This is a genomic window from Rhizobium croatiense (genome assembly GCF_019793465.1).
Taxonomy (GTDB): domain Bacteria; phylum Pseudomonadota; class Alphaproteobacteria; order Rhizobiales; family Rhizobiaceae; genus Rhizobium; species Rhizobium croatiense.
The window spans coordinates 22408-48930 of sequence record NZ_JAILYJ010000018.1; the positions used below are offsets into that span (position 1 = coordinate 22408).

General features: G+C 62.4%; 27 protein-coding genes. 12 read left to right on the forward strand and 15 right to left on the reverse strand.

The window, feature by feature from the left end:
• The 3 genes from K6M89_RS24970 to K6M89_RS24980 are packed head-to-tail and all read right to left on the reverse strand — an operon-like array spanning nucleotide 1 to nucleotide 4758.
• The gene (locus K6M89_RS24970; RefSeq protein WP_222141366.1) at nucleotides 1–2817 is read right to left on the reverse strand and encodes a DUF4159 domain-containing protein; all 2817 of its coding nucleotides are present in this window, start codon (nucleotides 2815–2817) and stop codon (nucleotides 1–3) included.
• Nucleotides 2814–3734, reverse strand: a complete 921-nt coding sequence (locus K6M89_RS24975) for a DUF58 domain-containing protein (RefSeq protein ID WP_222141367.1) — start codon at nucleotides 3732–3734, stop codon at nucleotides 2814–2816. The genes K6M89_RS24970 and K6M89_RS24975 overlap by 4 nt, the downstream gene beginning before the upstream one ends.
• A 13-nt stretch (nucleotides 3735–3747) precedes the next feature.
• Complete coding sequence (locus K6M89_RS24980; RefSeq protein ID WP_222141368.1) at nucleotides 3748–4758, reverse strand: AAA family ATPase; 1011 nt, start codon at nucleotides 4756–4758, stop codon at nucleotides 3748–3750.
• A 158-nt stretch (nucleotides 4759–4916) separates the two neighbouring features.
• Here K6M89_RS24980 and K6M89_RS24985 point away from each other — a divergent pair, with 158 nt between their 5' ends.
• The 3 genes from K6M89_RS24985 to K6M89_RS24995 are packed head-to-tail and all read left to right on the forward strand — an operon-like array spanning nucleotide 4917 to nucleotide 7454.
• The gene (locus K6M89_RS24985) at nucleotides 4917–5543 is read left to right on the forward strand and encodes a DUF1285 domain-containing protein (RefSeq protein ID WP_222141369.1); all 627 of its coding nucleotides are present in this window, start codon (nucleotides 4917–4919) and stop codon (nucleotides 5541–5543) included.
• Nucleotides 5536–6186 (forward strand): CoA pyrophosphatase, encoded by a 651-nt coding sequence (locus K6M89_RS24990; RefSeq protein ID WP_097578565.1) that lies wholly within the window; start codon nucleotides 5536–5538, stop codon nucleotides 6184–6186. The genes K6M89_RS24985 and K6M89_RS24990 overlap by 8 nt, the downstream gene beginning before the upstream one ends.
• A complete protein-coding gene (locus K6M89_RS24995; protein WP_222141370.1) occupies nucleotides 6183–7454 on the forward strand; it encodes a CCA tRNA nucleotidyltransferase in 1272 nt (423 codons plus the stop codon). Before K6M89_RS24990 ends, K6M89_RS24995 begins: the two co-directional genes overlap by 4 nt.
• A gap of 70 nt (nucleotides 7455–7524) precedes the next feature.
• Here the strand turns inward: K6M89_RS24995 and K6M89_RS25000 are convergent, their stop codons facing one another.
• The 3 genes from K6M89_RS25000 to hemF all read right to left on the reverse strand — a co-directional run bounded on the left by K6M89_RS25000 (nucleotide 7525) and on the right by hemF (nucleotide 9101).
• A complete protein-coding gene (locus K6M89_RS25000; protein ID WP_010029983.1) occupies nucleotides 7525–7710 on the reverse strand; it encodes a DUF1059 domain-containing protein in 186 nt (61 codons plus the stop codon).
• 113 nt (nucleotides 7711–7823) lie between these two features.
• Entirely contained in the window at nucleotides 7824–8087 is a 264-nt protein-coding gene (locus K6M89_RS25005; RefSeq protein WP_064684361.1) for a hypothetical protein, read from the reverse strand.
• Between the two features lie 102 nt (nucleotides 8088–8189).
• Nucleotides 8190–9101 carry an oxygen-dependent coproporphyrinogen oxidase gene (gene hemF, locus K6M89_RS25010; RefSeq protein WP_097604566.1) on the reverse strand — a complete coding sequence of 304 codons (912 nt, stop codon included), beginning with the start codon at nucleotides 9099–9101 and terminating at the stop codon, nucleotides 8190–8192.
• 176 nt (nucleotides 9102–9277) lie between these two features.
• On the opposite strand from hemF, the gene K6M89_RS25015 reads away from it, so the two are divergent.
• Nucleotides 9278–9538, forward strand: coding sequence for a hypothetical protein (locus tag K6M89_RS25015; protein ID WP_010029910.1), 261 nt, complete (start codon nucleotides 9278–9280; stop codon nucleotides 9536–9538).
• 3 nt (nucleotides 9539–9541) lie between these two features.
• Here the strand turns inward: K6M89_RS25015 and K6M89_RS25020 are convergent, their stop codons facing one another.
• Together K6M89_RS25020 and K6M89_RS25025 are read right to left on the reverse strand one after the other, a co-directional pair.
• Nucleotides 9542–11188 (reverse strand): Na/Pi cotransporter family protein, encoded by a 1647-nt coding sequence (locus tag K6M89_RS25020; RefSeq protein ID WP_222141371.1) that lies wholly within the window; start codon nucleotides 11186–11188, stop codon nucleotides 9542–9544.
• Between the two features lie 196 nt (nucleotides 11189–11384).
• The gene (locus K6M89_RS25025; protein WP_222141431.1) at nucleotides 11385–11846 is read right to left on the reverse strand and encodes a tRNA (cytidine(34)-2'-O)-methyltransferase; all 462 of its coding nucleotides are present in this window, start codon (nucleotides 11844–11846) and stop codon (nucleotides 11385–11387) included.
• Between the two features lie 386 nt (nucleotides 11847–12232).
• Between K6M89_RS25025 and K6M89_RS25030 the strand changes: the two genes are divergently transcribed.
• Nucleotides 12233–14089: an ABC transporter ATP-binding protein gene (locus K6M89_RS25030; RefSeq protein WP_222141372.1), complete on the forward strand. Its 1857-nt coding sequence runs from the start codon at nucleotides 12233–12235 to the stop codon at nucleotides 14087–14089.
• 94 nt (nucleotides 14090–14183) lie between these two features.
• Here K6M89_RS25030 and K6M89_RS25035 read toward each other — a convergent pair whose 3' ends face one another.
• Nucleotides 14184–14414: a CopG family transcriptional regulator gene (locus K6M89_RS25035; RefSeq protein ID WP_097578977.1), complete on the reverse strand. Its 231-nt coding sequence runs from the start codon at nucleotides 14412–14414 to the stop codon at nucleotides 14184–14186.
• Between the two features lie 161 nt (nucleotides 14415–14575).
• On the opposite strand from K6M89_RS25035, the gene K6M89_RS25040 reads away from it, so the two are divergent.
• The gene (locus K6M89_RS25040) at nucleotides 14576–16489 is read left to right on the forward strand and encodes an ABC transporter ATP-binding protein (RefSeq protein ID WP_222141373.1); all 1914 of its coding nucleotides are present in this window, start codon (nucleotides 14576–14578) and stop codon (nucleotides 16487–16489) included.
• Here the strand turns inward: K6M89_RS25040 and K6M89_RS25045 are convergent.
• The gene (locus tag K6M89_RS25045) at nucleotides 16445–17377 is read right to left on the reverse strand and encodes an endonuclease/exonuclease/phosphatase family protein (protein ID WP_222141374.1); all 933 of its coding nucleotides are present in this window, start codon (nucleotides 17375–17377) and stop codon (nucleotides 16445–16447) included. The two genes, K6M89_RS25040 and K6M89_RS25045, sit on opposite strands and share 45 nt — an antisense overlap.
• A gap of 285 nt (nucleotides 17378–17662) precedes the next feature.
• On the opposite strand from K6M89_RS25045, the gene petA reads away from it, so the two are divergent.
• From petA to K6M89_RS25065, 4 genes are all read left to right on the forward strand, one after another.
• Nucleotides 17663–18241: a ubiquinol-cytochrome c reductase iron-sulfur subunit gene (gene petA, locus K6M89_RS25050; protein ID WP_097578574.1), complete on the forward strand. Its 579-nt coding sequence runs from the start codon at nucleotides 17663–17665 to the stop codon at nucleotides 18239–18241.
• Nucleotides 18242–18255: 14 nt separating this feature from the next.
• A complete protein-coding gene (locus K6M89_RS25055; RefSeq protein ID WP_097578575.1) occupies nucleotides 18256–19536 on the forward strand; it encodes a cytochrome b in 1281 nt (426 codons plus the stop codon).
• 25 nt (nucleotides 19537–19561) lie between these two features.
• A complete protein-coding gene (locus K6M89_RS25060; RefSeq protein WP_183843294.1) occupies nucleotides 19562–20443 on the forward strand; it encodes a cytochrome c1 in 882 nt (293 codons plus the stop codon).
• Between the two features lie 262 nt (nucleotides 20444–20705).
• Nucleotides 20706–21248 carry an adenine phosphoribosyltransferase gene (locus K6M89_RS25065; protein WP_097578578.1) on the forward strand — a complete coding sequence of 181 codons (543 nt, stop codon included), beginning with the start codon at nucleotides 20706–20708 and terminating at the stop codon, nucleotides 21246–21248.
• Between the two features lie 23 nt (nucleotides 21249–21271).
• Here the strand turns inward: K6M89_RS25065 and K6M89_RS25070 are convergent, their stop codons facing one another.
• Together K6M89_RS25070 and K6M89_RS25075 are read right to left on the reverse strand one after the other, a co-directional pair.
• Nucleotides 21272–21739 (reverse strand): MaoC family dehydratase, encoded by a 468-nt coding sequence (locus tag K6M89_RS25070; protein ID WP_222141375.1) that lies wholly within the window; start codon nucleotides 21737–21739, stop codon nucleotides 21272–21274.
• Nucleotides 21736–22224, reverse strand: coding sequence for a MaoC family dehydratase (locus tag K6M89_RS25075; protein WP_222141376.1), 489 nt, complete (start codon nucleotides 22222–22224; stop codon nucleotides 21736–21738). The genes K6M89_RS25070 and K6M89_RS25075 overlap by 4 nt, the downstream gene beginning before the upstream one ends.
• A gap of 194 nt (nucleotides 22225–22418) precedes the next feature.
• On the opposite strand from K6M89_RS25075, the gene K6M89_RS25080 reads away from it, so the two are divergent.
• Entirely contained in the window at nucleotides 22419–23498 is a 1080-nt protein-coding gene (locus K6M89_RS25080) for a hypothetical protein (protein ID WP_222141377.1), read from the forward strand.
• 19 nt (nucleotides 23499–23517) lie between these two features.
• Here the strand turns inward: K6M89_RS25080 and ychF are convergent, their stop codons facing one another.
• Entirely contained in the window at nucleotides 23518–24621 is a 1104-nt protein-coding gene (gene ychF, locus K6M89_RS25085; protein WP_097578583.1) for a redox-regulated ATPase YchF, read from the reverse strand.
• Nucleotides 24622–24946: 325 nt separating this feature from the next.
• Here ychF and clpS point away from each other — a divergent pair, with 325 nt between their 5' ends.
• The gene (gene clpS / locus K6M89_RS25090; protein WP_222141378.1) at nucleotides 24947–25258 is read left to right on the forward strand and encodes an ATP-dependent Clp protease adapter ClpS; all 312 of its coding nucleotides are present in this window, start codon (nucleotides 24947–24949) and stop codon (nucleotides 25256–25258) included.
• A 9-nt stretch (nucleotides 25259–25267) separates the two neighbouring features.
• Here the strand turns inward: clpS and K6M89_RS25095 are convergent, their stop codons facing one another.
• Together K6M89_RS25095 and pth are read right to left on the reverse strand one after the other, a co-directional pair.
• Nucleotides 25268–25729: a GNAT family N-acetyltransferase gene (locus tag K6M89_RS25095; protein WP_222141379.1), complete on the reverse strand. Its 462-nt coding sequence runs from the start codon at nucleotides 25727–25729 to the stop codon at nucleotides 25268–25270.
• Complete coding sequence (gene pth, locus K6M89_RS25100; protein ID WP_222141380.1) at nucleotides 25726–26457, reverse strand: aminoacyl-tRNA hydrolase; 732 nt, start codon at nucleotides 26455–26457, stop codon at nucleotides 25726–25728. Before pth ends, K6M89_RS25095 begins: the two co-directional genes overlap by 4 nt.
• Nucleotides 26458–26523: the final 66 nt, after the last annotated feature.

Consider the following 26523-nt stretch of genomic DNA (forward strand, 5'->3'; position numbering starts at 1 on the left):
TCATTGTCCTAACCGTTCAAGGAGGTCGGGAACATGAACCTGGTCGGTCTTGTAGTTGCCGGTCAGCATATACATCATGATGTTGACGCCGGAACGATAGGCATATTCGCGCTGACCTTCGTCGGAGGGCACGGTCGGCAGAATCGGGACGCCGTTGTCGTCGACCGCCCAGGCGCCGGCGAAATCATTGCCGGTGATCAGGATCGGCGAAACGCCGTCGGCCGTCGCCGCCGATTTTTCCGTCGTTTCACGGCCGCCGCCCTGCCGGGCCTCGATCCAGAGAGGGCTGCCGGCATAACGGCCGGGAAAGCTCGACAGAAGGTAGAAGGATTTCGTCAGCACGTGATCTGATGGCACCGGCTCGAGCGGCGGAATGTCGAGATTGGCGAGAATCGCCTGCAGCCTCTGGCCGTTGGCGCTGACATTGCCGCCATTGTCCAAAGCGCTGATCTGGTCGCGCGTATCGAAAAGCACGGTGCCACCGTTGCGCATATAGGCGTCGATGCGGCTGATCGCCGCCGTCGACGGCATCGGCGCCGTTGCCGAAACCGGCCAGTAGATGATCGGATAGAAGGAGAGTTCGTCCTTGGTGAGGTCTAGTCCGACGGGCGGCGCCGGCTCCAGCGTCGTGCGGAAGGTCAGGAACTGGGTGAGGCCCTCGAGGCCGCGCTCGGATATGTTGTCTACCTCCTGTTCGCCGGTGACGACATAGGCGAGGTGGGTGTTGTCGAGCCTCTGCAAGATGAGGTCGTCGCCGGGCTGAGAGTCGTTGGCGTGCAGCATTCCGGGCTGCAGCAGGAAGCCGGCGCCGAGCGTTATCGCGATCACGCTCATGGTGCGGACAGCCGGGCGCAAGCGCGAGAAGGCGCCGTTCATGAAGAGGACGACCAAGCTGTCGGCCAATAGCAGCAGAAAGGCGGCGAGAAAGAGCGCCGGTTTCGCCGACCAGCTTTCGCCGCCGATCAAGCCTTCGCGCGCAGCTGTCGTCCCTGCCGTGTCGAGCGGCTTCAGTTCGGCGTCTTCCGGCAGCACGTTCAAAGCGGTGAAACCATCTTCTGAACCATAAAGCCCGGGCGGATTGTCGAAATTCGCCGTCGGTTCGGTTCCGGCCTTTGAAGTGAGAGGCCGCGCCGAACCGGTCTCGGAGACAAGCGTGCCCTTGGTCGTCAGCATGCGGAATGGCGGCAGGGTCTCGGCCACACGCGTATTGCCGCGAACCTCCGACGTCACGCCGCCCGAGCGCGATATCTGGAGGAGATGGCGCAGCATGTCGACAAAGGTGCCCGAAATCGGCAGATCCGACCATGTCGCTTCGGCGGTGACGTGGAACAGCACGATCTGGCCGGATGAGAGCGGCTTCATCGTCACGAGCGGCGTGCCGTCGGCGAGGCTCGCCCAGGTGCGTTCGGCAAGATCGGGGGTGGGTTCGGCAAGCACCTGCCGCTTGACGACGACGTCGGCAGGACGTGCTATGCCCGAGAAAGGCCCGAAGTTCGGAAATTCGGCCAGTGACTGCGGTTCGCTCCAGGACAATGTGCCGCCCAGCGCCCGTTCTCCCTGACGCAGGATGACGGGGATGAGAGGGTCGTCTGCCGGCGCTGCGGCCATGCGCGGGCCGGCGAAGCGCAAGAGCATGCCGCCATTCGATATCCAGCGCGTCAGAGGTTCGTAAGTGTCCTCCGGCAGCCGGCCGATATCGGCCATGATGATGATGGAGGGATTGCTGGCGAGAAGTTTCGGTATGGCGACCGAAAGATCGGAATCGCCGGGCTGGATCAGATCCGCATAGGGCTGCAGCGCCCGCTGGATATAATAGAGCGGCGACAGCAGCGGCTGGAACTCATCCCCGCCGGCACCCGACAGCAAGACGACGCGACGGCGTTTGAACGCGTCGTCGAGAAGATGGACCGCGCCAGAGGTCGCGCCGTTGTCGACGCTGATGCGGGCGAAATCGTTGCGCATCTCGAAAGGAGCGGTGATCGAACTGGTCGCGACGCTTTGGCCGGGGCGGAAGTCCGCCCTGCCGTTGGCGATCGAGCGGCCCTGGCTGTCGACGGCGTTCAGCGCCACGGATGCGGCATGCGAAGCGTTGAGGCGCGTGACCTTGACGGTCATGGCATCAGCCGCGTTGTTGGCCGCGGTGATCGCGATCGTCCGCGCGGCGTCACCCTCGATCAGGCGCAGATCGGTGGGCTGGAGTTCGGCCAGCCGACGTACCGTGGCATCGTCGGCCCTGGCGGCGGCGCCGTCGGTCAGAAAGGCGAGGGTGCCGGGCTTGATGTCGTTCAGAGCGGAGTGCAGCGCCTGGAAGGCGCGCTCGCGGTCCGGCACCAGCGGCCGCGGTTCGACGGCGCGCAGCTTGTCGCGGGCGGCCGCGGCGGTGCCGGGCACGGCGTCGTTGGTCGGCTCGGCGGTGAAGGCGATCGACACGGGCATCCCGGCGGATTCGGCATCGTCTATCAGCGCGTCAGCGGTCTGGATGCGGCGCTCCCAGTCGGGTGCGGCGGCCCAGCTGTTGTCGACGAAGAGGACGAGCGGGCCGCCCGATGCGAGCGAGCTGGTACGCGGATTGAAGACCGGATCGGCGATCGCGAAGATGATGGTGGCGGCGAGCAGCATGCGCAGCAGCGTCAGCCACCAGGGGCTCTGGGCTGGCGTCTCTTCACGTTTCAGCACCGATGCGAGGATCTTCAGCGGCGGAAAGATCTCGCTCTTCGGACTTGGCGGCATCAGTCGCAGCAGCCACCAGATCACCGGCAGGGCGATGAGGGCGCCGAGAATGGCGGGATAGGCGAAAGCGAAGGGAAGGGCGTTCACAGCTGCCCTCCATGCGTTGCCTTGGCCGGCATGCCGGACAGATACATGTGCACCGCGACCAGCGCTTCGGAGGCGAGATGATCGGTGCGGTGGGTCGTGAAGGTCCAGCCGAGATGGCGCAGCGACTGGCCGAGGCTCTCCCTGCGGGCGAGGTAGGCGTTGCGATAGACCTCGCGGATATGTTCGGCGCGACCGGAGATCAGCTTGGCGCCGGTCTCAGGATCGGTGAATTCGGTGCGGCCGCTATAGGGGAAGATTTCCTCGGCGGGGTCTGATATCTCGACCACGTGGCCGCGCAGGCCGCGGCGGGCAAGCGGGCCGAGCCGCTCCATGATCGCCGGCGCGTCGTCGAGGAAATCGCCGATGAGGACGAGGTCGCTCCAGCCGCGGATCATCCCCGTTTCCGGCAGGCCGCCGCTCAGCGGCGCGTGCATGAGCGCGGAGGCGAGGCGTTCTGCGGCAGTGCGGGTGGAGGCGGGTTCCATGATGCCGGGGCAGCCGATGCGTTCGCCGGAGCGAGAAAGGATCTCGGCCAGCGCCAGCATGACGACCAACGCCCGGCTTTCCTTGGAGGCGCTGCCATAGCTCGACTTGTACATCATCGAAGGCGACATGTCGCACCAAAGCCAGATCGTATGCGCTGCCTCCCATTCGCGCTCGCGCACATAGGTATGGTCGTCGCGCGCGGAACGGCGCCAGTCGATGCGCGACAGGCTCTCACTCTCGGAATAGGGACGGAACTGCCAGAAATTCTCGCCGATGCCACGCTTGCGGCGGCCATGCCAGCCGGCGATGACAGTGTTGGCGATGCGCTTGGCTTCCACCAGGCAGTCCGGCATCAGGGCGGCCCGCTGCCTGGCGCGGGAAAGGGCATCGCTGCCTGACGTCGGGTTGACGATCTGTCCGATAGATGCCACGCGTCCGGCTTCCTTATCCCTTTGCCTGCTTCACCAGTCCAGCGATGACGTCGCGCACGGACATGCCTTCGGCGCGGGCGGCGAAAGTCAGCGCCATGCGGTGCTGGAGAATGGGTTCGGCAAGCGCGAAGACATCGTCGAGAGACGGGGCGAGACGGCCTTGGTAGAGCGCGCGGGCGCGCGCGCAGAGCATCATCGCCTGCCCGGCGCGAGGGCCTGGGCCCCAGGCGACGTTCTTGTCGGTCGAAGCATTGCCCTGTCCGGGGCGGGCGGAGCGTACCAGCGCAAGGATGGCGTCGACGACCGTCTCGCTCACCGGCATCTGGCGCACCAGGATCTGGATTTCGATCAGCCGCTGCGAATCGATGATCGCCTCCGGCCGGGTTTCGCCGAGGCCCGTCGTCTCGAGCAGGATCTGGCGCTCGGCGGCGAGTTCGGGATAGTTGACGTCGACCTGCAGCAGGAAACGGTCGAGCTGGGCTTCGGGCAGGGGATAGGTTCCTTCCTGCTCCAGCGGGTTTTGGGTGGCCAGCACATGGAAGGGCGCCGGCAGGTCATAGCGCTGGCCGGCAATCGTGATATGATATTCCTGCATCGCTTGCAGGAGCGCCGACTGGGTACGCGGCGAGGCGCGGTTGATCTCGTCGGCCATTAAGAGCTGGGCGAAGACCGGGCCCTTGACGAAACGGAACGAGCGGCGGCCGCTATCGTCCTGGTCCATGACTTCGGAGCCGAGAATATCGGAAGGCATCAGGTCGGGGGTGAACTGGATGCGGTTGGCGGCAAGGCCGAGCACTTCGCCGAGCGTCGTCACCAGCCTGGTCTTGGCAAGGCCGGGAACGCCGACGAGCAGGGCATGACCGCCGGAGAGCACGGCGAGAATGGTGTTCTCGACGACGCTTTCCTGACCGAAGATCACCTTCGAGACTTCTGTGCGGATGGCGGCGATATCGGAGAGCGCCTTCTCGGCGGCGGCGACGATCGCCTTTTCATCGAGGCTGGCTTCGGTCTTCATCATACCCATGGGCATCTCCAACGGCTGAAATCATTCGGCAGCGAATCGGCGGACTTATACATCTGCCTCATACTCGATAGAGTTATGGAGATGCGACGGGCTGACAAGTTCGTTGCGAATGACTATCTCGTGACTTCACTTTGTTAAGGACAAACCGGGACGGAAGAATGGCAACCGAGGAAATCAGCGGACAGGCGGATGCGGCGGGACTTGCCGCGCTGATTTCGCGCGCGTCCGAGGAAAGCAGCGGTAAAAAACGTGGACTTCCGCCGGTCGAGCGGTGGAATCCGCCTTTCTGCGGCGATATCGACATGGAGATCAGGGCCGACGGCACCTGGTTCTACATGGGCACGCCGATCGGCCGGCCGGCTCTGGTGCGGCTGTTTTCAACGGTTTTGCGCAAGGATGAGGATGAGAAGACCTATCTCGTAACTCCTGTGGAAAAGGTCGGGATCAGGGTCGCCGACGCTCCGTTCATCGCCGTGGAGGTGAGCGTGACGGGGGGCCAAGGTCAACAGGTGCTGACATTTCGCACCAATGTCGGCGATGTCGTGGAGGCGGGAGGAGAGCATCGGCTGCGCTTTGCCATTGCGGGCGGCAATGCCGAACTGAAACCCTATCTGCATGTGCGCGGGCGGCTGGAGGCGCTGGTGTCGCGTGCGGTGATGTATGAACTGGTCGCACTCGGCGAGATCCTCGACGTGGAGGGGCGGGCGATGTTTGCGATCCGCTCCGCCGGCGAGGTCTTCCCCGTCATGCCGGCCGACGAACTGGATGCGCTTTCCTATGAATGATGCGATCACCCAACGTTATCCGCTGTTTTCCGCAGCTGAATTCCGCCGCCGTGCGCTCAATCAGAATGGCGGTCCGGTCGACCATGCCTGGCGCGATCACGGCGACCATGTCCTCAACCCCGATATCGTCGCTGAGGTTGAGACCTTCAAGCTGCGCGATGCCGCCGTGCTTGTGCCCGTCGTCGACGGCGGCGAGGAGGCACAGGTGATCTTCACCAAGCGCACGGCGACGCTGCGCAAACATTCCGGACAGATCGCCTTTCCCGGTGGCTCGATCGATCCCGCCGATATCTCGCCCGAAATGGCGGCGGTGCGTGAGACGGAGGAGGAGATCGGCCTTGCCGGCTCCTTCGTCGAGACCGTCGGGCGGCTGCCGAACTATCTCGCCTCGACGGGCTTCCGCATCACGCCGGTGCTCGGCGTCGTGACGCCGGGCTTCGATCTGACGCTGAACCCGGCCGAGGTAGACGATGTGTTCGAAGTGCCGCTTTCCTTCCTGATGAACCCGGCCAATCACAGCCGCGACAAGCGGGTCATCGACGGCATCGACCGGCATTTCTACCGCATGCCCTATGAAACCAGGATGATCTGGGGCATTACCGCGGGTATCGTCCGCACGCTTTACGAAAGGCTTTATGCATGACCGGCATTGCCGACCAAGCATGGTTCCGCGACCCGGCGCTCGGCCGGATCCTCGCACTTCTGAACGCCGATCATGGGGGTGGGGTCGAGGGCGGGGAAGCGCGGGTGGTCGGCGGCGCTGTGCGCAACAGCCTGATGGGCCTGCCGGTCAGCGATATCGACATTGCCACGACGCTGAGACCGGAGGCGGTGATGGAGCGGGCGGCGGCGGCCGGCGTCAAGGCGGTGCCGACGGGCCTGCAGCATGGCACGGTGACGCTCGTCATCGACGGCAAGCCATTCGAGGTGACGACGCTGCGCACCGACGTCGAGACCGATGGGCGCCACGCCAAGGTCGCCTTCAGCACCGACTGGAAGGCAGATGCCGAGCGGCGGGACCTGACGATCAATGCGCTCTACGCGGATGCGGAGGGCGAGGTGGTCGACCTCGTCGGCGGACTTGCAGACATCGAGACGCGCAACATCCGCTTCATCGGCGACGCGGCAAGGCGTATTGCTGAGGACCATCTGCGGATCCTGCGTTTCTTCCGTTTCTTTGCCTATTACGGTTCGGGGCGCCCGGATGCCGAAGGGCTGAAGGCCTGTGCGGCGGCGCGTTCGAAGCTGAAGGCGCTGTCGGCCGAACGCGTCTGGTCGGAGCTCAGAAAACTGCTTGGCGCCGACGATCCCGGCCGGGCGCTGCTCTGGATGCGCCAGGTGGCGGTGCTGACGGAGATCCTGCCGGAGTCGGAACGATGGGGGATCGATGCGATCCCTTCGCTGGTCGCCACCGAAAAGGCGCTCGGCTGGGCGCCCGACCCACTGCTGCGGCTTGCGGCGATCGTGCCGCCCGATGCGGCGCGGCTGGAAGCGCTTTCTGCTCGGCTGAAGCTCTCGAATTCGGAAGCTGCCACTCTTAAGGCCTGGGCGATAACAGCACCGGTCAACGACGAAATGACGTCAGCCGCGTTCGAAAGGCTGCTTTACCGCAACGGTGCGGACGGCATCACGACGCGCCTGAAGCTGGCGCTCGGCGTTGCACGAGGGAAGGCCGAGAGCGATCTCGACGAAATGGCGCGCTCGGCACGGCTCGGCAAGCTCCTGGATCAGGCCATGACGTGGAAGAAGCCGCAGTTTCCCGTGAATGGCGCAGACGTGATCGCAGCCGACATCCCATCCGGCCCGCGCGTCGGCGAACTGCTTGCGGTGCTGGAAAACCAGTGGGTGGAGGAGAACTTCGCTTCCGACAGAGCAGCGTTGCTCGCCCGGCTGCAGCAACTTGCGCAATAGGTATACCGCGTCGCGTCCGGTGGACGCGGCGCAGCTATCGTCGTTGATACCAGGACTTGGCCACCGGCCGTCAGGCGGCGGTCGCCTCGTCGCGGATGCGGGCCTTGATGTTATCAACCATGTTTTCGCGTATGGTGGTTTCGCCGTGAGCGGTCTTCAGATGCTCGACGGCGCGACGGACCACTTCCGCGTCATTATCTGCCCGGGTGTGCCAGGCGCAGCCGGGGACAAGCGTGCCGCATTCGAAAAGTCGCATGGTCTTCTCCTCTGTCTGAAACACAACGGCCATCGCGTTTGCACGCGATTGATGAAATGTGCGGAGCAAGGGAAGGTTCCGGCCGGCATCGGGTGACGACCGGAGAAGGTCTTTCAGTCGGGCATCGCCCAGGCTTTGTAGGTATCCGAGAGATGGCTGGGCGTGTTGCAGTTGGCGGCGTCGTTCTGCAGCTCTTCCGGCGACTTTCCGCCGGCCAGCTGTAGCTTGACCTGCTCGATGAAGCAGGACAGCGGCAGATCCGAGCCGCTCTTGGCCCGCAGTTTCTCGGCGATGCGTATCAGGAACTCGGGCGTGTCGACTGCACGGAATGTTTCCTGGACATCCGTGGACGCAGGCGAGCCGCTTTGTGTCGTCATGACAATCCTCCTCCGATTGTTACGCACGTAATATAAAGTTAGGACTCACTGCATTTTTATGAAGGACCCTCGGCTCGAATTTATCGATGAGATCTCACAGTCTCACGGCCAGCGTACGACGGGCGGCAGCGAGGAGAGAATGGATTCGACGTTGCCGCCGGTTTTCAGGCCGAAGATCGTGCCGCGATCATACAGCAGATTGAATTCGACGTATCGGCCGCGGCGGATCAATTGTTCGTCACGATCTGCTTCCGTCCACAGCTTGTTGAAGTTGGAACGAACGATCTTCGGATAGACCATGGCGAAGGCCCGGCCGACATCGCGGGTGAAGGCGAAATCGGCGTCCCAACCGCCGGATTCCTCGCTCGAATGCAGCCAGTCGTAGAAGATGCCGCCGATGCCGCGCGGCTCGTTGCGATGCTTCAGAAAGAAATAGTCGTCGCACCAGGCCTTGTAGGCATCGTAGTCGGCAACAGCATGATTGCGGCAGGCGATTTCCATGGCCTTGTGGAACAGCTGGCTGTCCTCGTCCTCCTGGGTGCGGCGGCGCGACAGCACCGGCGTCAGGTCGGCACCGCCGCCGAACCAGCGGCTGGTGGTGACCACCATGCGGGTGTTCATATGCACAGCCGGGACGTTGGGGTTGACGGGATGGGCGATCAGCGAGATGCCGGAGGCCCAGAAGCGCGGATCATCCTTGGCGCCGGGTATCTGTGCCCGGAATTCCGGGGAGAATTCGCCGTAGACCGTGGAGGTATGCACGCCGACCTTCTCGAAGACGCGGCCTTCCATCATCGACATCCGGCCACCGCCGCCGGCGCCGTTTTCGCGCGACCAATCCTTGGCGACGAAGCGGCCGGGCTCCTGATCGGAGAGCGGGCCTTCCAACGCGTCTTCAAGCGCCTCGAAGGAGGCGCAGATGGTATCGCGCAGCCCTTCGAACCACTTGCGGGCGGCCTCCTTCTTTTCCTCGATATCGTCAGGCAAGCCGATCGGCAGTTCCGGTCTTTCCATTTGCGCCTCCAGCGGTCGGCCTCCGCTAGGGAAACGACTCGCTCATTCTTGATTGCACCTCGGTTTAGCAGGTGGCGCCGCATCTCGCCAAGCCGGCCGGCGCGGACATGGACAGCGAAGATTCGACTCGCAAATCAAGTATTTCGATACTACCTTTTTCCGAAGAGGTAGGTTTGATGGCAAAAATTCCAGGACCTCCGTCCTTCGACGGGCTGAAGCGCAGAATGGCGAAACACCGGGCGGAAAATCCGACCGCCAAGAGAGACCATTTCGTGCGTCAGACATATTGCCTCGGCTTGATCGACGCACGCGCCAAGGCGCGCGAATGGTTCGACGAATATCCGAAAGCGGCCTATTGGACCGAGGTGGAGAGCTGGCGCCAACTGGATGGCGACCGGATCGAATTCACCATGCGCCGCCTGCCTTCGGCCGACTGACCCTCACTCCGCCGCCGGCCGCACACGGCTTTCGATCAGCAATCCGCTTTCATCCATGATCGGATGCGCTACCGAGACGATATGGGCATTGATCCGCTTCAAGTCGCGCAGCATGTCGAGATGCAGCGAGCTCGTCTGCAGGCTGTCGGCGCGACCGTCGCGCAGGCGTTCGAGATGATGTTCGGCCGACTGCTTTTCCATCCGGCGCACCTCGACCTTCGTCTCCATCATCCGACGCGCGAGATTGAAGTCGCGGGTGACGAAGATGGTCTGGGCGACACGCAGATTGTCGATCGTCAGGTCGAACAGCTTCCTCAATTCCTGATGGCCGTCCTCGGAAAATTTCAGGCCGAGCGAAATCTTCTTCGCCACCTGTTCCGTCAGGCCCTTCTCGATGATGTCGCCCATATGTTCGAGATTGATCGCATAATCGATGACGACGATCGAGCGCCGGGCATTTTCGTCGCTGAGGCCTTCGCGGCCGAGCTTGGAGAGATAAACCTTCACCGCCTGCTGAAGCCGGTCGACGCGCTCCTCGAGGGCGGCGATTTCGGCGAGCTTTGAGGCATCGCTGTGCTCCAGGGCTTCCGAAACCCGGATGAGCATGCGCTCGATCAGGTCGCCGATCCCCAGTACCTCACGGGTGGCGCTGGCAAGGGCGATGATGGGCGTGGAAAGTTCCTGCGCGTCCAGATATTTCGGGGCGCCATCGGGTTCCGGCTGATCCGGCACCAGCCGGGCCATCAGGGTGGCGAGCGGCCGGGAGAAAGGCCAGGCCAGCGCGGCCAGCAGAAGATTGAAGGCCAGATGTGCGTCGACCGGCAGCTTGGCCGGTCCGAAGGGCAACATCTGGATGAGGTCGGCGCCATAGCCCGCCAGTGGCAAGGCGATGAGGCAGCCGAGCGTGCGGACGGTCAGATTGCCAAGTGTCACACGCCGCGCTGAAGCCGGGCCGCCCAATGTCGCTACGACAGGCGGGATTGCGCCGCCGAGATTGGCGCCGAGCACCAGCACGATGACGAGTTCGGCAGAGATAAGCCCGGCCGAGGCGAGCGACAGGATGAGTACCACGACGGCCAGGCTTGACGAGGAAAGGAAGGCAAGGGCCGCCGAAAACAGCAGCGCTACGGGCAGGGCGCCGTTCAACAGGCCGATGAATGCGGCAAGGGCGGGTGAGGTCCGCATCGGTTCCGTTGCAAGGCCGAGGAGATGCAGGGACAGCAGCATCAGCCCAATGCCAATCAGCGCTGCGCCACCGCCCTGACGGGCGCTGGAGCGGCCGCGGTAGAGCGCAATGCCGGTCAGGATTAGAAGCGGGGAGAGCCATTCAATCCCCGTGGCGACGATCCAGGCAGTGATGGCGGTGCCGACATTGGCGCCGAGCAGGACGATCTGCGCCATGCGCGGCCTGATCAGATCACGCTCGACGAAGGAGGCGGTCATCAACGCCGTTGCCGTGGAGCTCTGCAGAGCGACGGTTGCGACCAGGCCTGATACAAAGGACCGAAAGGCGCCGCGCGTGCCGGTCGCAAGTCCTGTTCTGAGCCGGGCGCCGAAGGCCCTGGATACGCCGTCCTTGACCTGCGCGAGGCCGAACAGCAGCAATGCGACGGCGCCGAACAGGTTGATCATGATGACCGTGGAATCCATTTTCTTGTTTTTATTCTTCCTTCATCTGTTGGCGAGACCCAGGCCCGAGTGATGCCTCACCAAGCTATTGAAATCGCAGCCGTCATGCGATATTTTTGATTGCCCGGCTAATAAATATAGGCCAATCTGGCGGATTGGCAATGTCAATTTCCGACACATTCCGGGGCTTCGGCCATTCCGCGAAGGCCGCTGCCGCTCAAGCCCAGACGGTCTGGCGCATCGCTTCGCCGATGATCATCGCGGCCGAGACGGCGACGTTGATCGAGCGCTGGCCTTCGACCATCGGGATCAGGATACGGGCATCGGCCCTTTCATGCACATGGTCCGGGACGCCGGCACTTTCCCGGCCGAGAAGCAGAATATCGTCTGAACGGAAGGTGAAATCGGTGTAGCGATCCGCCGCCTTGGTTGAAGCGAGGATCAGGCGGCGGGTGGTCGTGGCGCGCCACGCTTCGAAGCGATCCCAACTGACATGGCGGGTCAGCGCGGCGGCGGCGATATAATCCATTCCCGATCTTTTCAGGTTGCGATCGGAAACGTCGAAGCCGGCGGGCTCTATCAGATCGACAGCGAAGCCGAGGCAGGCGGCAAGACGCAGGATCGTGCCGGTATTGCCTGCTATATCCGGCTGGTAGAGCGCCAGTCTGAGGTCGGTCATCATGTGCCGTTTGTTTCGTCGGGATGCGGGATACCTAAAGCAACCGGCATTTTGCCGCAACAGGGGCGCATTTTGGCCCGGAAGCGTTCAATTTACGCCATTATGGGGCTGGAAATTTCGCGATTTTCGCGTTATCCATGCACGATCTTCAATCGCCAGCAGGGAGGGCCGACATGAATATTTTGCTCATTATGCGCTTTCCCGCCGTGATGCCGATCAAGGCGACATGGCGCCGCTAGCGCGCATTCCTTCCTGAAATCCCCTTTTGATCCATTGTGCGGCTGTTTCAGCCTCGCCCCTTGAACGTTCGGTTCCCATATGTGCTTGCAGTGCGCTCAGGTGGCGCGAAGCCGGGAGCCGAGACGCTGATGTTTCGGAGCAATTTCATGTTTGGCTGGTTCGAACAGCGACTCAATCCCTTTCCGAGCGAGGAGCCTGTCGCTCCGCCCAAAGGTCTTTTTGCCTTTTGCTGGCACTACAGCAAGCCGGCAGCACCCTGGCTCGGCCTGATGGCGTTGCTGACGGCGTCGATCGCCGTCGGCGAAGTGGCGCTCTTCCAGTTTCTCGGCGACATCGTCGACTGGCTGACCAGTGCCGACCGCGCCACCTTCCTGCAGACGGAGGGCCACAAGCTGTTCTGGATGGCGGTGCTGGTGCTGGTCGGCCTGCCGCTGGCGGCCGGCCTCGATTCCCTCATCATGCACCAGATGCTGCTCGGCAACTATCCGATGAGCGCCCGCTGGCAGATGCACCGCTTCCTGCTGCGCCACAGCATGACGTTCTTCGCCAACGAGTTTGCCGGGCGCGTCGCGACAAAGGTGATGCAGACCTCGCTTGCCGTGCGCGAGACGGTGATGAAGATTCTCGACGTCTTCGTCTACGTCGTCAGCTATTTCCTGACGATGATAATCGTGATTGCGGCGGCCGACTGGCGGCTGATGATCCCGATCCTCGTCTGGCTCGCCGTCTATGTCAGCATCGTCTCTTATTTCGTGCCGCAGCTTCGCAAGATCGCGGCGCAGCAGGCGGATGCACGCTCGATGATGACCGGGCGCGTGGTCGACAGCTACACGAACATCGCCACCGTCAAGCTGTTTTCGCATGCCGGCCGCGAGGAGGTCTATGCCAAGGAGGGCATGGACGAGTTCCTGCAGACCGTGCACAGGCAGATGCGCAAGGTGACGCTGTTCCACATCAGCGTCTACCTGAACAACTGCGTCGCGCTCTTCGTCGTCTCCAGCCTGTCGATCTGGTTCTGGCTGAACGGGGCGATCTCGGTCGGCGCGATCGCCATCGCCATCGGTCTTGCCATGCGTGTCAACGGCATGTCGCAATGGATCATGTGGGAAGTCTCGGCGCTGTTCGAGAATATCGGCACGGTCTATGACGGCATGGAGATGATGAGCAAACAGCACGACATCGTCGACAAGCCGGGCGCGCCTTCGATGACGGCGAAGAAGGGTGCGATCCACTACGAGCGCATCCGCTTCCACTACGGCAAGAGCAAGGGCGTCATCGACAACCTGTCGCTCGATATCAAGGCGGGCGAGAAGGTCGGTCTGGTCGGGCGCTCCGGCGCCGGCAAGACGACCCTGATGAACCTGCTGCTGCGCTTCTACGATCTGGAGGGCGGCCGCATCACCATCGACGGCCAGGATATATCAGGCGTCTCGCAGGAAAGCCTGCGTTCGCTGATCGGGGTGGTGACGCAGGATACCTCGCTGCTGCATCGCTCGATCCGCGACAACATCGCTTATGGCCGGCCGGAGGCGAGCGATGCCGAGGTGATCGAGGCTGCCAGACGCGCCAATGCCTGGGAGTTCATCGAAGGGCTCGTCGACATGCAGGGGCGCCAGGGTCTCGACGCGCAGGTCGGCGAACGCGGCGTCAAGCTCTCCGGCGGCCAGCGGCAGCGCGTCGCGATCGCCCGCGTCTTCCTGAAGGACGCGCCGATCCTGGTGCTCGACGAGGCGACTTCGGCGCTCGATTCGGAAGTCGAGGCGGCGATCCAGGAAAACCTCTTCGCTCTGATGGAGGGCAAGACGGTGATCGCGATCGCTCACCGGCTGTCGACGCTGACGGAGATGGACCGGCTGATCGTGCTCGACAAGGGCCGGATCATCGAGGCCGGCTCGCACGGCGAACTGATCGAGAGCGGCGGCGTCTACGCCGACCTCTGGAACCGCCAGTCCGGCGGCTTCCTCTCCGATCACACCGAGGATGCGGAAGAGGCGGCGGAATGATCAAAAGGCCCTCCCTGGGAGAGCAGGGAGGGCCTTTTGAATTGTTAAACTGATTTCTAGTTGCCAATAGGGAACAGGGCGCCGTTTCCCCTGTTCAAAGGCTGTCGGCCCAGTCGATCACCCGGTCGTGTTCGACGACGACGATGGTGTTGGCGGCCGCGAGCGTGCGCAGCGTGGCGATGCGGCGGCGTTCCTCGCTGTCGAGCCATGTGGTGATGGCCTCGGCGACGATCACGTCGCGCGGCAGCGCCAGGTCGGCGGCCAGGGCATCCAACCTTGCTGCGAGCGGAAGCGGAATATGCGCATCGAGCATTTTCGTTTCCATGGCCTTCCCTCCGTTGAAACGCGATCCTATCGTCAGATTGTGACGGGTCGGCGGGCAATCAATGGCGATGCCGCCGATGTTACCGATCATTACAAAAATATAAGATTGCGTCCGCTTTTCATTCCCTTTGCCGCTTCCCACAATCCGCCTATATCGCTTCCATGTTCTTGCGACCCATCTTCCGCCTGTTCGAGACCTGGATCGATCCGTTCCGCCCGCGCGCCAATCTTCAGCCGCCGCAGACAACGCTCGGCTTCATCTGGTTCTATATCGGCCAGACGAGGACGCCGTTCATCGCCATGCTCATACTCGGCGGCGCATCGGCGGCAATCGAAGCCGCACTTTTCTGGTTCGTCGGACGCGTCGTCGATATTCTCGCCAGCATTACGCCCGGCGCCGGCTGGAGCGGTCTTCTTGCGGCCCACGGCGGTGAGCTGTTCGGCATGCTCGCTCTCATCGGGCTCGTGCGCTTCGTCGTCGCCTTTCTGATTGCCCTCGTCGATCAGCAGGTGATCACGCCGGGCTTCTACAATCTAGCACGTTGGCAATCTTATCTCCACGTCTCAAGACAATCATTGTCCTTCTTTCAAAGCGATTTCTCCGGGCGCATCGTCACGAAGGTCTGGTCAGCCGGCCAGGCAACCGGCGATCTCGTGACCTCGCTGATGGAAAGCGTCTGGTTCGTCGGAATTTATGCCGTGACGACACTTGTGCTCGTCGCCCGGCTGGATTTTTCGCTCGCCGCCGTCGTGCTGTTCTGGCTCGGCGCCTTCAGCCTGCTTGCCCGGCATTTCGTCCCGCGGATCCGCCATCATTCCCGCGAGACGGCGGAAGCCGGATCGATGGTGAACGGGCGGATGGTCGACTCCTATAGCAATATGCAGACGCTGAAGCTGTTCGCCCGCGACGAAGAGAGCGACCGCTACATGCGCCAGGGCTTCGATATCTATCAGGATACGGTGCTGCGCTTCACGCGATTCATCACCGGCGTCAGGGCCTCGATGGCGTTGCTTTCCGGCCTGATGATCGTGACGATGGCGGGCTTGAGCGTCGATCTCTGGCTGCGCGGCCTGGTCAGCGCCGGCGCGGTGGCATTCTCGCTGGCACTGGTGCTTCGGCTGAATTTCCTGCTCGGGCGGCTGATGACGCAATTCAACGGCATCATGCGCAATCTCGGCACCATCCAGAATGCCGCCGAGCTGATCTCGCAGCCGCTCGGGCTTGTCGATCGCCCAGATGCGCAGAGCCTGGTGATCCGCCGGCCCGGCATTCGTTTCGACAATGTTTGCTTCCGCTACGGCAAGGGGCAGGAGCCGGTCGTCGACAATTTCTCCCTGACCATCCACCCCGGCGAGAAGGTCGGGATTGTCGGCCGTTCGGGCGCTGGAAAATCGACGCTGATGAACCTGCTGCTGCGCCTCTACGACCTCCAGGAGGGTCGCATCCTCATCGACGGCCAGGATATATCGGCCGTGACGCAGGAATCGCTCCGGATGCAGATCGGCGTCGTCAGCCAGGATACTTCGCTGCTGCATCGTTCGGTGCGCGACAATATCCTGTTCGGCCGACCGGATGCGGGCGAGGAGCGGCTGGTCGAGGCGGCCCGGCGCGCCGAAGCCATCGACTTCATCGCCCGCCTGCAGGATCAGCAGGGCCGCAGAGGCTTCGACGCGCATGTCGGCGAGCGCGGCGTCAAATTGTCGGGCGGCCAGCGGCAGCGCATTGCCATTGCCCGGGTGATGCTGAAGGACGCTCCGATCCTGGTTCTCGACGAAGCGACGTCGGCGCTCGATTCGGAAGTGGAGGAAGCGATCCAGTCCAATCTGCATCGGATCATGGAGGGCAAGACTGTGCTTGCGATCGCCCACCGGCTGTCGACGATTGCTGCGCTCGACCGGCTGATCGTCGTCGATCTCGGCCGGATCATCGAGGAGGGCAGCCACGATGACCTGCTTCGCCAAGGCGGGCTCTATGCCGAACTCTGGGCGCGCCAGTCCGGCGGCTTCCTCGCGGCGGACGAGGATCTCGGCTCAGGGATCGATGGCGAATTCCGCCATGAGGCCAAAATGATTTGATCCGTAGCTGTCGGCGATGCGGCGAACCGATTTCAGCCGCAGGGGCGCCCTCGCAAAGACGTGGTCGATCGGAATGCCGAAGGCGCCGGCGGCGATCGGCCAGGTTGCGGGTTCCAGCGATACGGTGGCGAAGTCTTGTTTACGCAAAAGGTCCTGTACGCCCGGCGTCAGGATAGACGAGTTGAAATCGCCGGCCAGCACCAGCGGTCCCGGCAGGGTGGGGGCGATCGCGGCGAGGTCCTCGAGCTCCAGACCGTAGAACTCGTCGTAATAGGGTTTGGTCAGATGCGCGGTCAGGAAATTGACTCTGCGTCCGTCGAAATCGACCGTCGAGATCGTCAGCCGGTTACGCCACAGCAGGCCGAGATTGCGGATGCGCGGCTCGATGAGCGGGCGCTTCGACAGGACCAGCGTATCGCATTCCTGCATGCCGGTGCCGCAGCCGACATAATAGGGATAGGTTTTCAGAAGCCGCGGCAGTTCCGACAGAACCGGCTCGGCCTCGAGCATGTTGACGACGTCGGCGCCTGAGGCAATCGCCATGTCGGCGATCGCGGCACCGTTTGCGAAATTATCGTTTTCGATATTGAAGGCCATCAGCCGGAAAAGAACCGGGCGGTTATCATCGACGGCGGGCTGGGCAAATTCACGGGTCATCACGATGCCATGGACGGCAAGAGCCAGTGATATGCCGAGCGTCAGCAGGCCGTACCAATGGCGCTTGACAAGCAAGGCCGCGAGGGAGGCGAGCGCCGCGGCCGCCGCCAGATGGAGCTGGAAGCTGAAAAAGAAGGAAAGCAGATAAAAATCGGTGACATACCGCAACGAGACGATGGCGAGGACCAGGGTCGTGAGGACGCTGAATACGCAAAAAATCGTGTCTCTCATCCGCTTCGGTCCGGCTCGCTGGCGTGATTGCGACTGCGCCTATCACGGCGGCTTTTTTGTTGCAATGCAGCATGCCGGCAAGCTCGTATTTGCCTTAAAAAATTCATCCGAAATTTCCCGCGACATTGTGCCCTCATCCCCTTGTCAAGGCTGGACATAATTTGCGATCAAGCTTAGAACGCGCCGGATTGCCGGGGAATCTATGGCCGAATTGTGTCCAGAGGGATTCGTTGGTAGAGGGGCAGGGCGGAATTCCGCGATAATTGCGCAGAGGATGGTTAAGCCGTGAGCGAACACGAAACGACAAGCGGGGCTTCGACAGAGCCCACTCGCCGTGATTTCCTTTATCTCACCACCGGTATGGCTGGCGCTGTCGGCGCCGCTGCGGTTGCGTGGCCGTTCATCGATCAGATGCGCCCGGACGCCTCGACGCTGGCGCTGGCTTCCATCGAAGTCGATGTCGCAAGCCTCGAGCCCGGCATGTCTTTGACGGTGAAATGGCGCGGCAAGCCGATCTTCATCCGCAACCGCACGCCGGAAGAGGTGAAAGCCGCAGCCGATGTTCCGCTCGGGGATCTCAAGGATCCGGTGGCCCGCAACGCAAACCTTCCTGCCGACGCTCAGGCAACAGGCGTCGACCGCTCTGGCGGTGAAGGCAAGGAAAACTGGATCGTCATGATCGGTACCTGCACCCATCTCGGTTGCGTTCCGCTCGGCCAGGCCGGCGAATACAATGGTTGGTTCTGTCCCTGCCATGGCTCGGTCTACGATACGGCCGGCCGCATCCGGAAGGGTCCCGCGCCCGAGAACCTGGCGATTCCGACCTTTTCATTTGTGTCCGATACCAAAATCAAGATCGGTTGAGGGGAGACTGATTCATGAGTGGCCATTCCAGCTACGAACCATCAACCGGCTTCGAGAAATGGGTCGATGCGCGCCTGCCGCTGCCGCGCATGGTCTATGACAGCTTCGTGGCATATCCGGTTCCGAGAAACCTGAACTATGCCTACACGTTCGGCGCCATGCTCTCCGTCATGCTGGTCGTGCAGATCCTGACGGGCATCGTGCTCGCCATGCATTACACCGCCGACACCGCGATCGCCTTCAATTCCGTTGAAAAGATCATGCGCGACGTCAACCACGGCTGGCTGCTGCGCTACCTGCATGCCAACGGCGCATCCTTCTTCTTCGTCGCCGTCTACCTGCATATCGCCCGCGGCCTCTATTACGGTTCCTACAAGGCGCCGCGCGAAATTCTCTGGATCCTCGGCGTGGTCATCTACCTGCTGATGATGGCGACCGGCTTCATGGGCTACGTCCTGCCCTGGGGCCAGATGTCCTTCTGGGGCGCGACCGTCATCACCGGCTTCTTCTCGGCCTTCCCGATGATCGGTGAATCGCTCCAGCAGTTCCTGCTCGGCGGCTTTGCCGTTGAACAGCCGACGCTGAACCGCTTCTTCTCGCTGCACTACCTGCTGCCCTTCATGATCGCCGGCGTCGTCGTCCTGCACATCTGGGCGCTGCACGTCACCGGCCAGACGAACCCGACGGGTGTCGAGGTCAAAACCAAGACCGATACCGTGCGGTTCACGCCCTATGCGACGATGAAGGATGCGCTCGGCGTTTCGGTCTTCCTGCTGGTCTATGCCTATTTCGTCTTCTACATGCCGAACTTCCTCGGCCACGCCGACAACTACATCCCGGCCGACCCGCTGAAGACGCCGGCTCACATCGTTCCGGAATGGTACTTCCTGCCGTTCTACGCGATGCTGCGTTCGATCACCTTCAACATCGGCCCGATCGACTCCAAGCTCGGCGGCGTGCTGGTGATGTTCGGCGCGATCATCGTGCTGTTCTTCCTGCCCTGGCTCGATACGTCGAAGGTTCGCTCGGCGGTCTACCGTCCCTGGTACAAGCTGTTCTTCTGGCTGTTCGTGATCAACGCGATCATCCTCGGCTGGCTCGGCTCACAGCCGGCGGAAGGCAGCTTCGTGATCGTTTCGCAGATCTGCACGCTCCTCTACTTCGCCTTCTTCCTGGTTGCCATGCCGGTGCTCGGCCTCGTCGAGACGCCGCGCCGCATACCGAACTCGATCACCGAAGCGGTGCTCGAGAAGCGCAACAAGACAGCTGCCGCCAGTGCAGCGGCCAATGCGTAAGCGCGCGACGGAAGGGAACAGAAACATGAAAACGCTTGTTGCAAGCATTCTCTCGCTCGCTGTCGTTGCCGGTCTCAGCGGCGCGGCTCTGGCCGAGGAGGCGCCCGCCAACGGTGCGGCTCCGGCTCATCACGCGGAAGGTGAGACGCCGCATTATCCGCTGAAGCACCCGAAGGAGGAGGAATGGTCTTTCGCCGGTCCGTTCGGCCATTACGACAAGGGCCAGCTCCAGCGTGGCCTCAAGGTCTACACGGAAGTCTGTGCAGCCTGTCATTCGATGACGCTCGTGCCTTTCCGCACGCTCGGCGATCTCGGCTATTCCGAAGCACAGGTGAAGGCTTTCGCTGCGAATTATGAGGTTCAGGACGGTCCTGACGCGAGCGGCGAGATGTTTACCCGCAAGGCGGTGCCTTCCGATTACTTCCCGTCGCCTTTCCCGAATGCTGAAGCCGCGGCCGCTTCCAACAATGGCGCGGCTCCGCCCGATTTCTCGCTGATCGCCAAGGCCCGCGCCGTCACCCGCGGCTTTCCGCAGTTCGTTGTCGACATCTTCACGCAGTATCAGGAAAGCGGCCCCGACTATATCTATTCGCTGCTGACCGGCTATGAAGAGCCGCCGGCGGGTTTTCAGGTGCCGCAGGGTGGACATTACAACCCTTACTTCAATGCTGCCGCCGTCCTCGCCATGCCGAAGCCGCTCTCCGATGGCCAGGTCACCTATGACGACGGCGCACCGGCGACCGTCGACCAGTATGCCAAGGACGTCACCGCTTTCCTGATGTGGGCTGCCGAGCCGCATCTGGAGGAGCGCAAGCGCACCGGCTTCATGGTGATGATCTTCCTGGCGATCTTCAGCGTGCTGATCTACCTCACGAAGCGCTCGGTCTACGCCAACAAGGAGCATTGAGCCTTCCTTGTCCGAATTCGAAAGGCGGCTCACGGGCCGCCTTTTTGTTGTCGGCGATTCCATTGGCTCGCTGACGTATCCTCTCCGAAAGCCGCTTGTGCGCCCAGCCTCATGCGTCTCAGCGACGCCACGTCCTTTCTGACGCGCAAAGGGCGCGTAGCGCCTTGAACTGCCGGATAATTTTATCCCTAAATCGATTTCGATTTGAGGAATTATGCAGTAGGGTGCGGCCGTTTCATGCCCTCGCAGATATGGACTTTCCATGGACAATACGACGTCGGAGCTCGCAGCCAGCATCCGTTCCATCCCCGACTATCCGAAGCCCGGAATCATTTTCCGTGACATCACCACGCTGCTCGGCAATCCCCGCGCCTTCCGCAGGGCGGTCGATGAGCTCGTGCAGCCCTATGCAGGAACGAAGATCGACAAGATCGCCGGCATGGAGGCGCGCGGTTTCATTCTCGGCGGCGCGGTGGCGCACCAGCTTTCCTCGGGCTTCGTGCCGATCCGGAAGAAGGGCAAGCTGCCGCATGACACCGTTCGTATCGCCTACAGCCTGGAATATGGCGTGGACGAGATGGAGATGCATCGCGATGCGATCGAGCCCGGCGAGAAGGTGATCCTGGTCGACGATCTGATCGCCACCGGCGGCACAGCCGTCGGGGCGACCAAGCTGCTGCGTCAGATCGGCGCGGAGGTGGTCGGCGCCTGCTTCGTCATTGATCTGCCCGATCTCGGCGGCCGCCGGAAGCTGGAAGAACTCGGCGTCAGCGTGCACACGCTGGTCGAATTTTCCGGACACTGAGCCCGCCCTCGCTGCTGGCGGCCTCAGTCGTACTCGAGGACGCCGCTTTCGAAGCGCATGACGGGATCGCCGTTCTGATTGACGCCTTCGCAGAGGATGGTGTTGAGGCGCCAGCCCGGCCGCGACGCGAGTGGCCGGCTGGAGAGGAGGGCGACGGAGTAGGTCACGACGTCGCCTGGGAAGATCGGCCGCAGCCACTGCAGTTTCTGGAAGCCCGGCGAAGGGCCGAGGTTCGGTGCCGCCAGCCCTCTCTGCGCGAGGGCGACGCTCTGACTTTTCCAGAAGGCGAGGAAGGTGCGCATCCAGGCGGCAGTCGTGTGCCAGCCCGAAGCGCAAAGGCCACCGAACAGGGTTTCTTTGGCGGCTTCCTTGTCGACGTGAAAACGCTGCGGATCGTAGCGCGTCGCGAAGTCGATGATGTTTTCCTCGGTGAAGACGTAGCTGCCGATCTCGGCCTTTTCGCCGACGGCGTAAAGTTCGGACATTCTCATGCTGTACTCTCCGGGCTCATGCTGATGCCTGGGGCAGGGCGCATGCGGATCATGACCGAGTTTTCCGAGAGACAAACGAGTTCGCCGCGCTGATTTTCCACCTCGTGGCGGAACTTGGCAATGCCGATGCCGGGGCGCGAGCGCATCGGCCGGGCTTCAAGCACGGTCGAGTGACCCTGCAGCGTGTCGCCTGAAAGCACCGGCTTTCGCCATTCCATCAGATCGATGCCGGGCGCACCCTCGCAGAGCGCGTTCAGGATGTAACTGTCGGCCATCATGCGCATCAGCATCGCGGACGTATGCCAGCCGGAGGCGGCAAGACCGCCGAGAATGCTGGCGCGGCCGGCAGCCTCGTCGAGATGCATCGGCTGCGGGTCGAATTCGCTGGCGAATTCGATGATCTCCCCGGCGCTTACCAGCTTCGGGCCGAGGAGAAAGCGGCGACCGGGCTCAAAATCCTCGAAGGAAAGCTTTTCTGCCGACATTCGCTCCTCCGTCATATGCAGCGCCTAGAACAGGATGATTTTAGGCCGATTCGGCCCAAAAATCTGAATCCTGTTCTACATTAAAGAGTTAGAGCATGATGTCGCCCGAAAACCGCTCACACTTTTCGGCGTCATGCTCTAGTGCTTACAATAGCACCCGCGCGGGCTCAATGATTCCGGGGAGATAAACCGGCATGACGGAACTGAGGTCGATACTCGACGAGGCGGCGCGCCAGGGATTGATTTCGCCGGAGGCGGGCGGGCGGCTTCTGCCTTTCCTGACTGAGCGCGGCGTGGCGGTTGTCGAGCCGCAGCCGACAGCCGCCGAGGGACCGGCCTGGTCGGACACCGAGACGCCGCGCTTCGTGCGCGGGTTTCACGACGTGCTGATCACCATCGGCGTCGTCGTGGCACTCGGCGGCCTCTGGGGGCTTTCGGCACTTTATGCCGTACTGCCCGCGATCATCGTCCTTTCGGAAATCCTGGTGCGCCGCCAGCGGCTCGCTCTGCCGGCCGTCAGCCTGACGATCGCGCTGTTCTGCTGGACCTGGCTGCTGATGTCGCGATTCTTCCCGCCGTGGACGCCGACCGCTACATCATTCGGAGCGGAGGCGACGCAGTTCGTCGCCGGTTTCCCGATCATTCTCGGCGCGTATTATGCCCGCTACCGCGTACCGCTTTCGCTGGCGCTCTCTATCATGTCGGTGCTTGCCTTCGTCCTCACCCTGCTTTTGCGCGTGGTACAGTGGGCAAGCGGCAATCCGGCGTTTTTCCTCGATCACCCCATCGTGCTGGCGCAGGTTGCCCTCGTCTGCGCGCTCGGACTGTTTGCGATGGCGCTCTATTTCGATCTCGGCGACCGACTGCGGCGGACAACGCGTTCGGATATCGCTTTCTGGCTGCATCTCGGCGCGGCGCCGGCGCTGCTCTACAGCACTGTTTCCCTGCTGTCGTTCGGGGGAGACGTTCGCATCTTCGACGTCGCGAACATGTCGTCGCGGACACCCGTGGTCGTCGCGACCGTGGCGATGCTGATGCTGATCGGTCTCATCATCGACCGGCGCGCCTTCGTCACTTCGGGACTGCTGTCGCTCGGCGTTGCGATCTTCGGCGTCTTCCGGGAGGGAAGCGCCACGGTCGACACCTATATCTCCACGACGCTGATTATTGTCGGCGCGATCGTATTGATCATCGGCACCGGCTGGATGCCGCTTCGGCGGCTGGTGCTCAGGGCACTGCCGCCGGCCATCGCAAACAGGCTGCCGCCGGGTTAAGGCGGCAGCGGTCTTTTATTTAGGTGTTGAAGCGGAAGTGGATGACGTCGCCGTCCTGGACGACGTATTCCTTGCCTTCGTCGCGCGCCTTGCCGGCATCCTTGGCGCCGACTTCGCCGTTGAATTTGATGTAGTCGTCATAGGCGATGGTGTTGGCGCGAATGAAGCCGCGCTCGAAATCCGAATGGATGACGCCGGCGGCCTGCGGCGCCTTGGTGCCGCGCTCGATCGTCCAGGCGCGCGTTTCCTTCGGGCCGACGGTGAAATAGGTGATGAGGTGGAGCAGCTTGTAGCCGGCACGGATCAGCCGGTCGAGGCCGGCCTCGTCAAGGTCGAGGGCGGAGAGGAATTCCTTGGCCTCATCCTCGGGCAGCTGGGCGACCTCAGCCTCGATCGCCGCCGAGATGACGACGGTTTCGGCACCCTGTTCCCTGGCCATGGCGGCGACGGCCTCGGTGAATTCATTGCCGGTCGAGGCGTCGCTTTCGGCGACGTTGCAGACATAGAGCACCGGATGCGAGGTCAGCAAGTTGAGGCCCTTGAGGATGGCGATCTCCTCGGCATCGAGCGTCGACAGCAGCGTGCGCACCGGCTTGCCCTCGTTGAGCAGCTTCAGCGAAGCTTCCATGATCGGCAGCATCGCCATCGACTCCTTGTCCTTGCCGGTGGCGCGCTTGCGCGTCTGCTCGGTGCGGCGCTCGAGGCTTTCGAGGTCGGCGAGCATCAGCTCGGTCTCGATCGTCTCGGCATCGGCAACGGGATTGATACGGCCTTCGACATGGGTGATGTCGCTGTCTTCGAAGCAACGCAGCACATGCACGATGGCGTCAACTTCACGGATATTGGCAAGGAACTGGTTGCCGAGGCCTTCACCCTTCGAGGCGCCGCGCACCAGGCCGGCGATATCGACGAAGGAGATGCGGGTCGGGATCAATTCCTTGGACTTGGCGATGTCGGCAAGCTTGCGCATGCGCGGATCAGGTACGGCGACTTCGCCGGTATTCGGCTCGATGGTGCAGAAGGGATAATTCGCCGCCTGTGCCGCCGCCGTCTTGGTGAGCGCGTTGAAGAGGGTCGATTTGCCGACGTTCGGCAGACCGACGATGCCGCATTTGAAGCCCATGGCTAAAACCTGCTGTTCTTGAATTTCTTGCTGGTGCCTATGGGATAAAGGAGCAATATGGTCAAGTCTTAGCGAGCTTTTAACGTTGCTCACTTGCCCAAGGAACGGTGCCGGCCTATTTTCGAGGGCGATCGCGGTTTCGATGCATTACGGATTTCGTCAGATGCACGGTCGCTCCTGCCGGCCGCACATCCGGCCTCAACCCGGCGGCCAATTTCCTCCTGATCGAGGCGGGCAGCCACGGCGCACCGTCGAAAATTCGTCATCGACAATGATTAGTTGTTTTGAAGATTCCTGACCATGTCATCAACGGGTGGATTTTCCGATGAGTGACAACGACGTTGCCCTGAAGCCGAAGACCAAGGTGAAGCCGAAGCTGGACAAGCCGAAGCTCTACAAGGTCATTCTCGTCAACGACGATTATACGCCGCGCGAATTCGTCATCGTCATCCTGAAGGTCGTCTTCCACATGAGCGAGGAGACCGGCTATCGAGTGATGATGACGGCGCACAAGCTCGGCTCCTGCGTGGTCGTGGTCTGCGCCAAGGACATTGCCGAGACCAAGGCCAAGGAGGGCATCGATCTTGCCAAGGAGATGGGCTTTCCGTTGATGTTCACGACGGAGCCCGAGGAATAGCAGCCGAGCTCAGGCTCGGCGGATCTGATAGCCGGTCTTGTCCTGGATGAAGCCGCAATTCTCGTAGAAGCGGAGCGTCGCAGGATTCTTGGAGCCGGTCAGCAGCATCACTTTGTAACAGCCGGCCTTCCAGGCTTGCTCTACCGCATGACCGATGACGGCGCCGGCATAACCGTGCCGGCGGTGGTCGGTGTGGGTGACGACGTTTTCGATGAGCGCATAGGAGGCGCCGCCCCGCGTCAGGTTCGGCACGACGATCAGCGTGGCGGTGGCGGCGGCGACATCGCCGGCAAAGGCAATGAAGACGGTCATGCCGGGATGGGCGAGGATGGCGGAGAAGCGCTCTTCTGCCATGGCCTTATCGAGAACGGGATCTGTCGGGTTCAAATGGCGGTAGAGGACGGCCAATCCCGGAAGATCGCCGGCAGTTGCGGGGCGGATGGCGAAATCCTGGTCCGGCACCCGCCTCATTCCCCCTTATTGCCGAACATCTTCTTCAGCATCTCGGCCATCGGCCCGGTGGTGGGGAGTTTCGGCTGATTGCTGCTGCGGGCCTGGCGAATATGCGACTGACCGGCCGGCTTCTTTTCGCCATCCTTGCTTTCTCTGCGCGGCTTTTCCTCCTCGGCCTGACCGCCGAGCGCCAGCGCGATCTTGTTCATCAGCTGCGAATCCTCGTTGCGCACCAGCATCTCGGCATTGTCGGCGAGCGTGTCGAGCAGCGGTTCCAGCCAGTCCCTGTCGGCCTTGGCAAAATCCCCGAGCACATGGTTCTGCACCATTTCCTTGACGCCGGGATGGCCGATACCGAGGCGCAGGCGCCGATATTCCTTGCCGCAATGGGCGTCCAGCGACCTGATGCCGTTGTGGCCGCCATGGCCGCCGCCGGTCTTCAGCCGCGCCTTGCCAGCGGGAAGGTCGAGCTCATCATAAATCGCGACAAGGTCGGCCGGCTGGAGCTTGTAGAAGCGCATCGCCTCGCCGACGGCCTCGCCGGAGAGGTTCATATAGGTCTGCGGCTTGATCAGCAGCACCTTCTCGCCGGCGAGTTCGCCTTCGGCGATCTCGCCCCTGAACTTTTTCGACCAGGGCGAAAAGCTGTGGCGCCGATGGATGGCGTCAACGGCCATGAAGCCAATATTGTGACGGTTGCCGGCGTATTTGGCGCCGGGATTGCCGAGACCCGCGATGATCAGCATGGCCTGTCTTCCTCGCTTAAGCTTTCCCGCTGTTCACCACCCGGAAAACCGCACAATGTCAAGCGG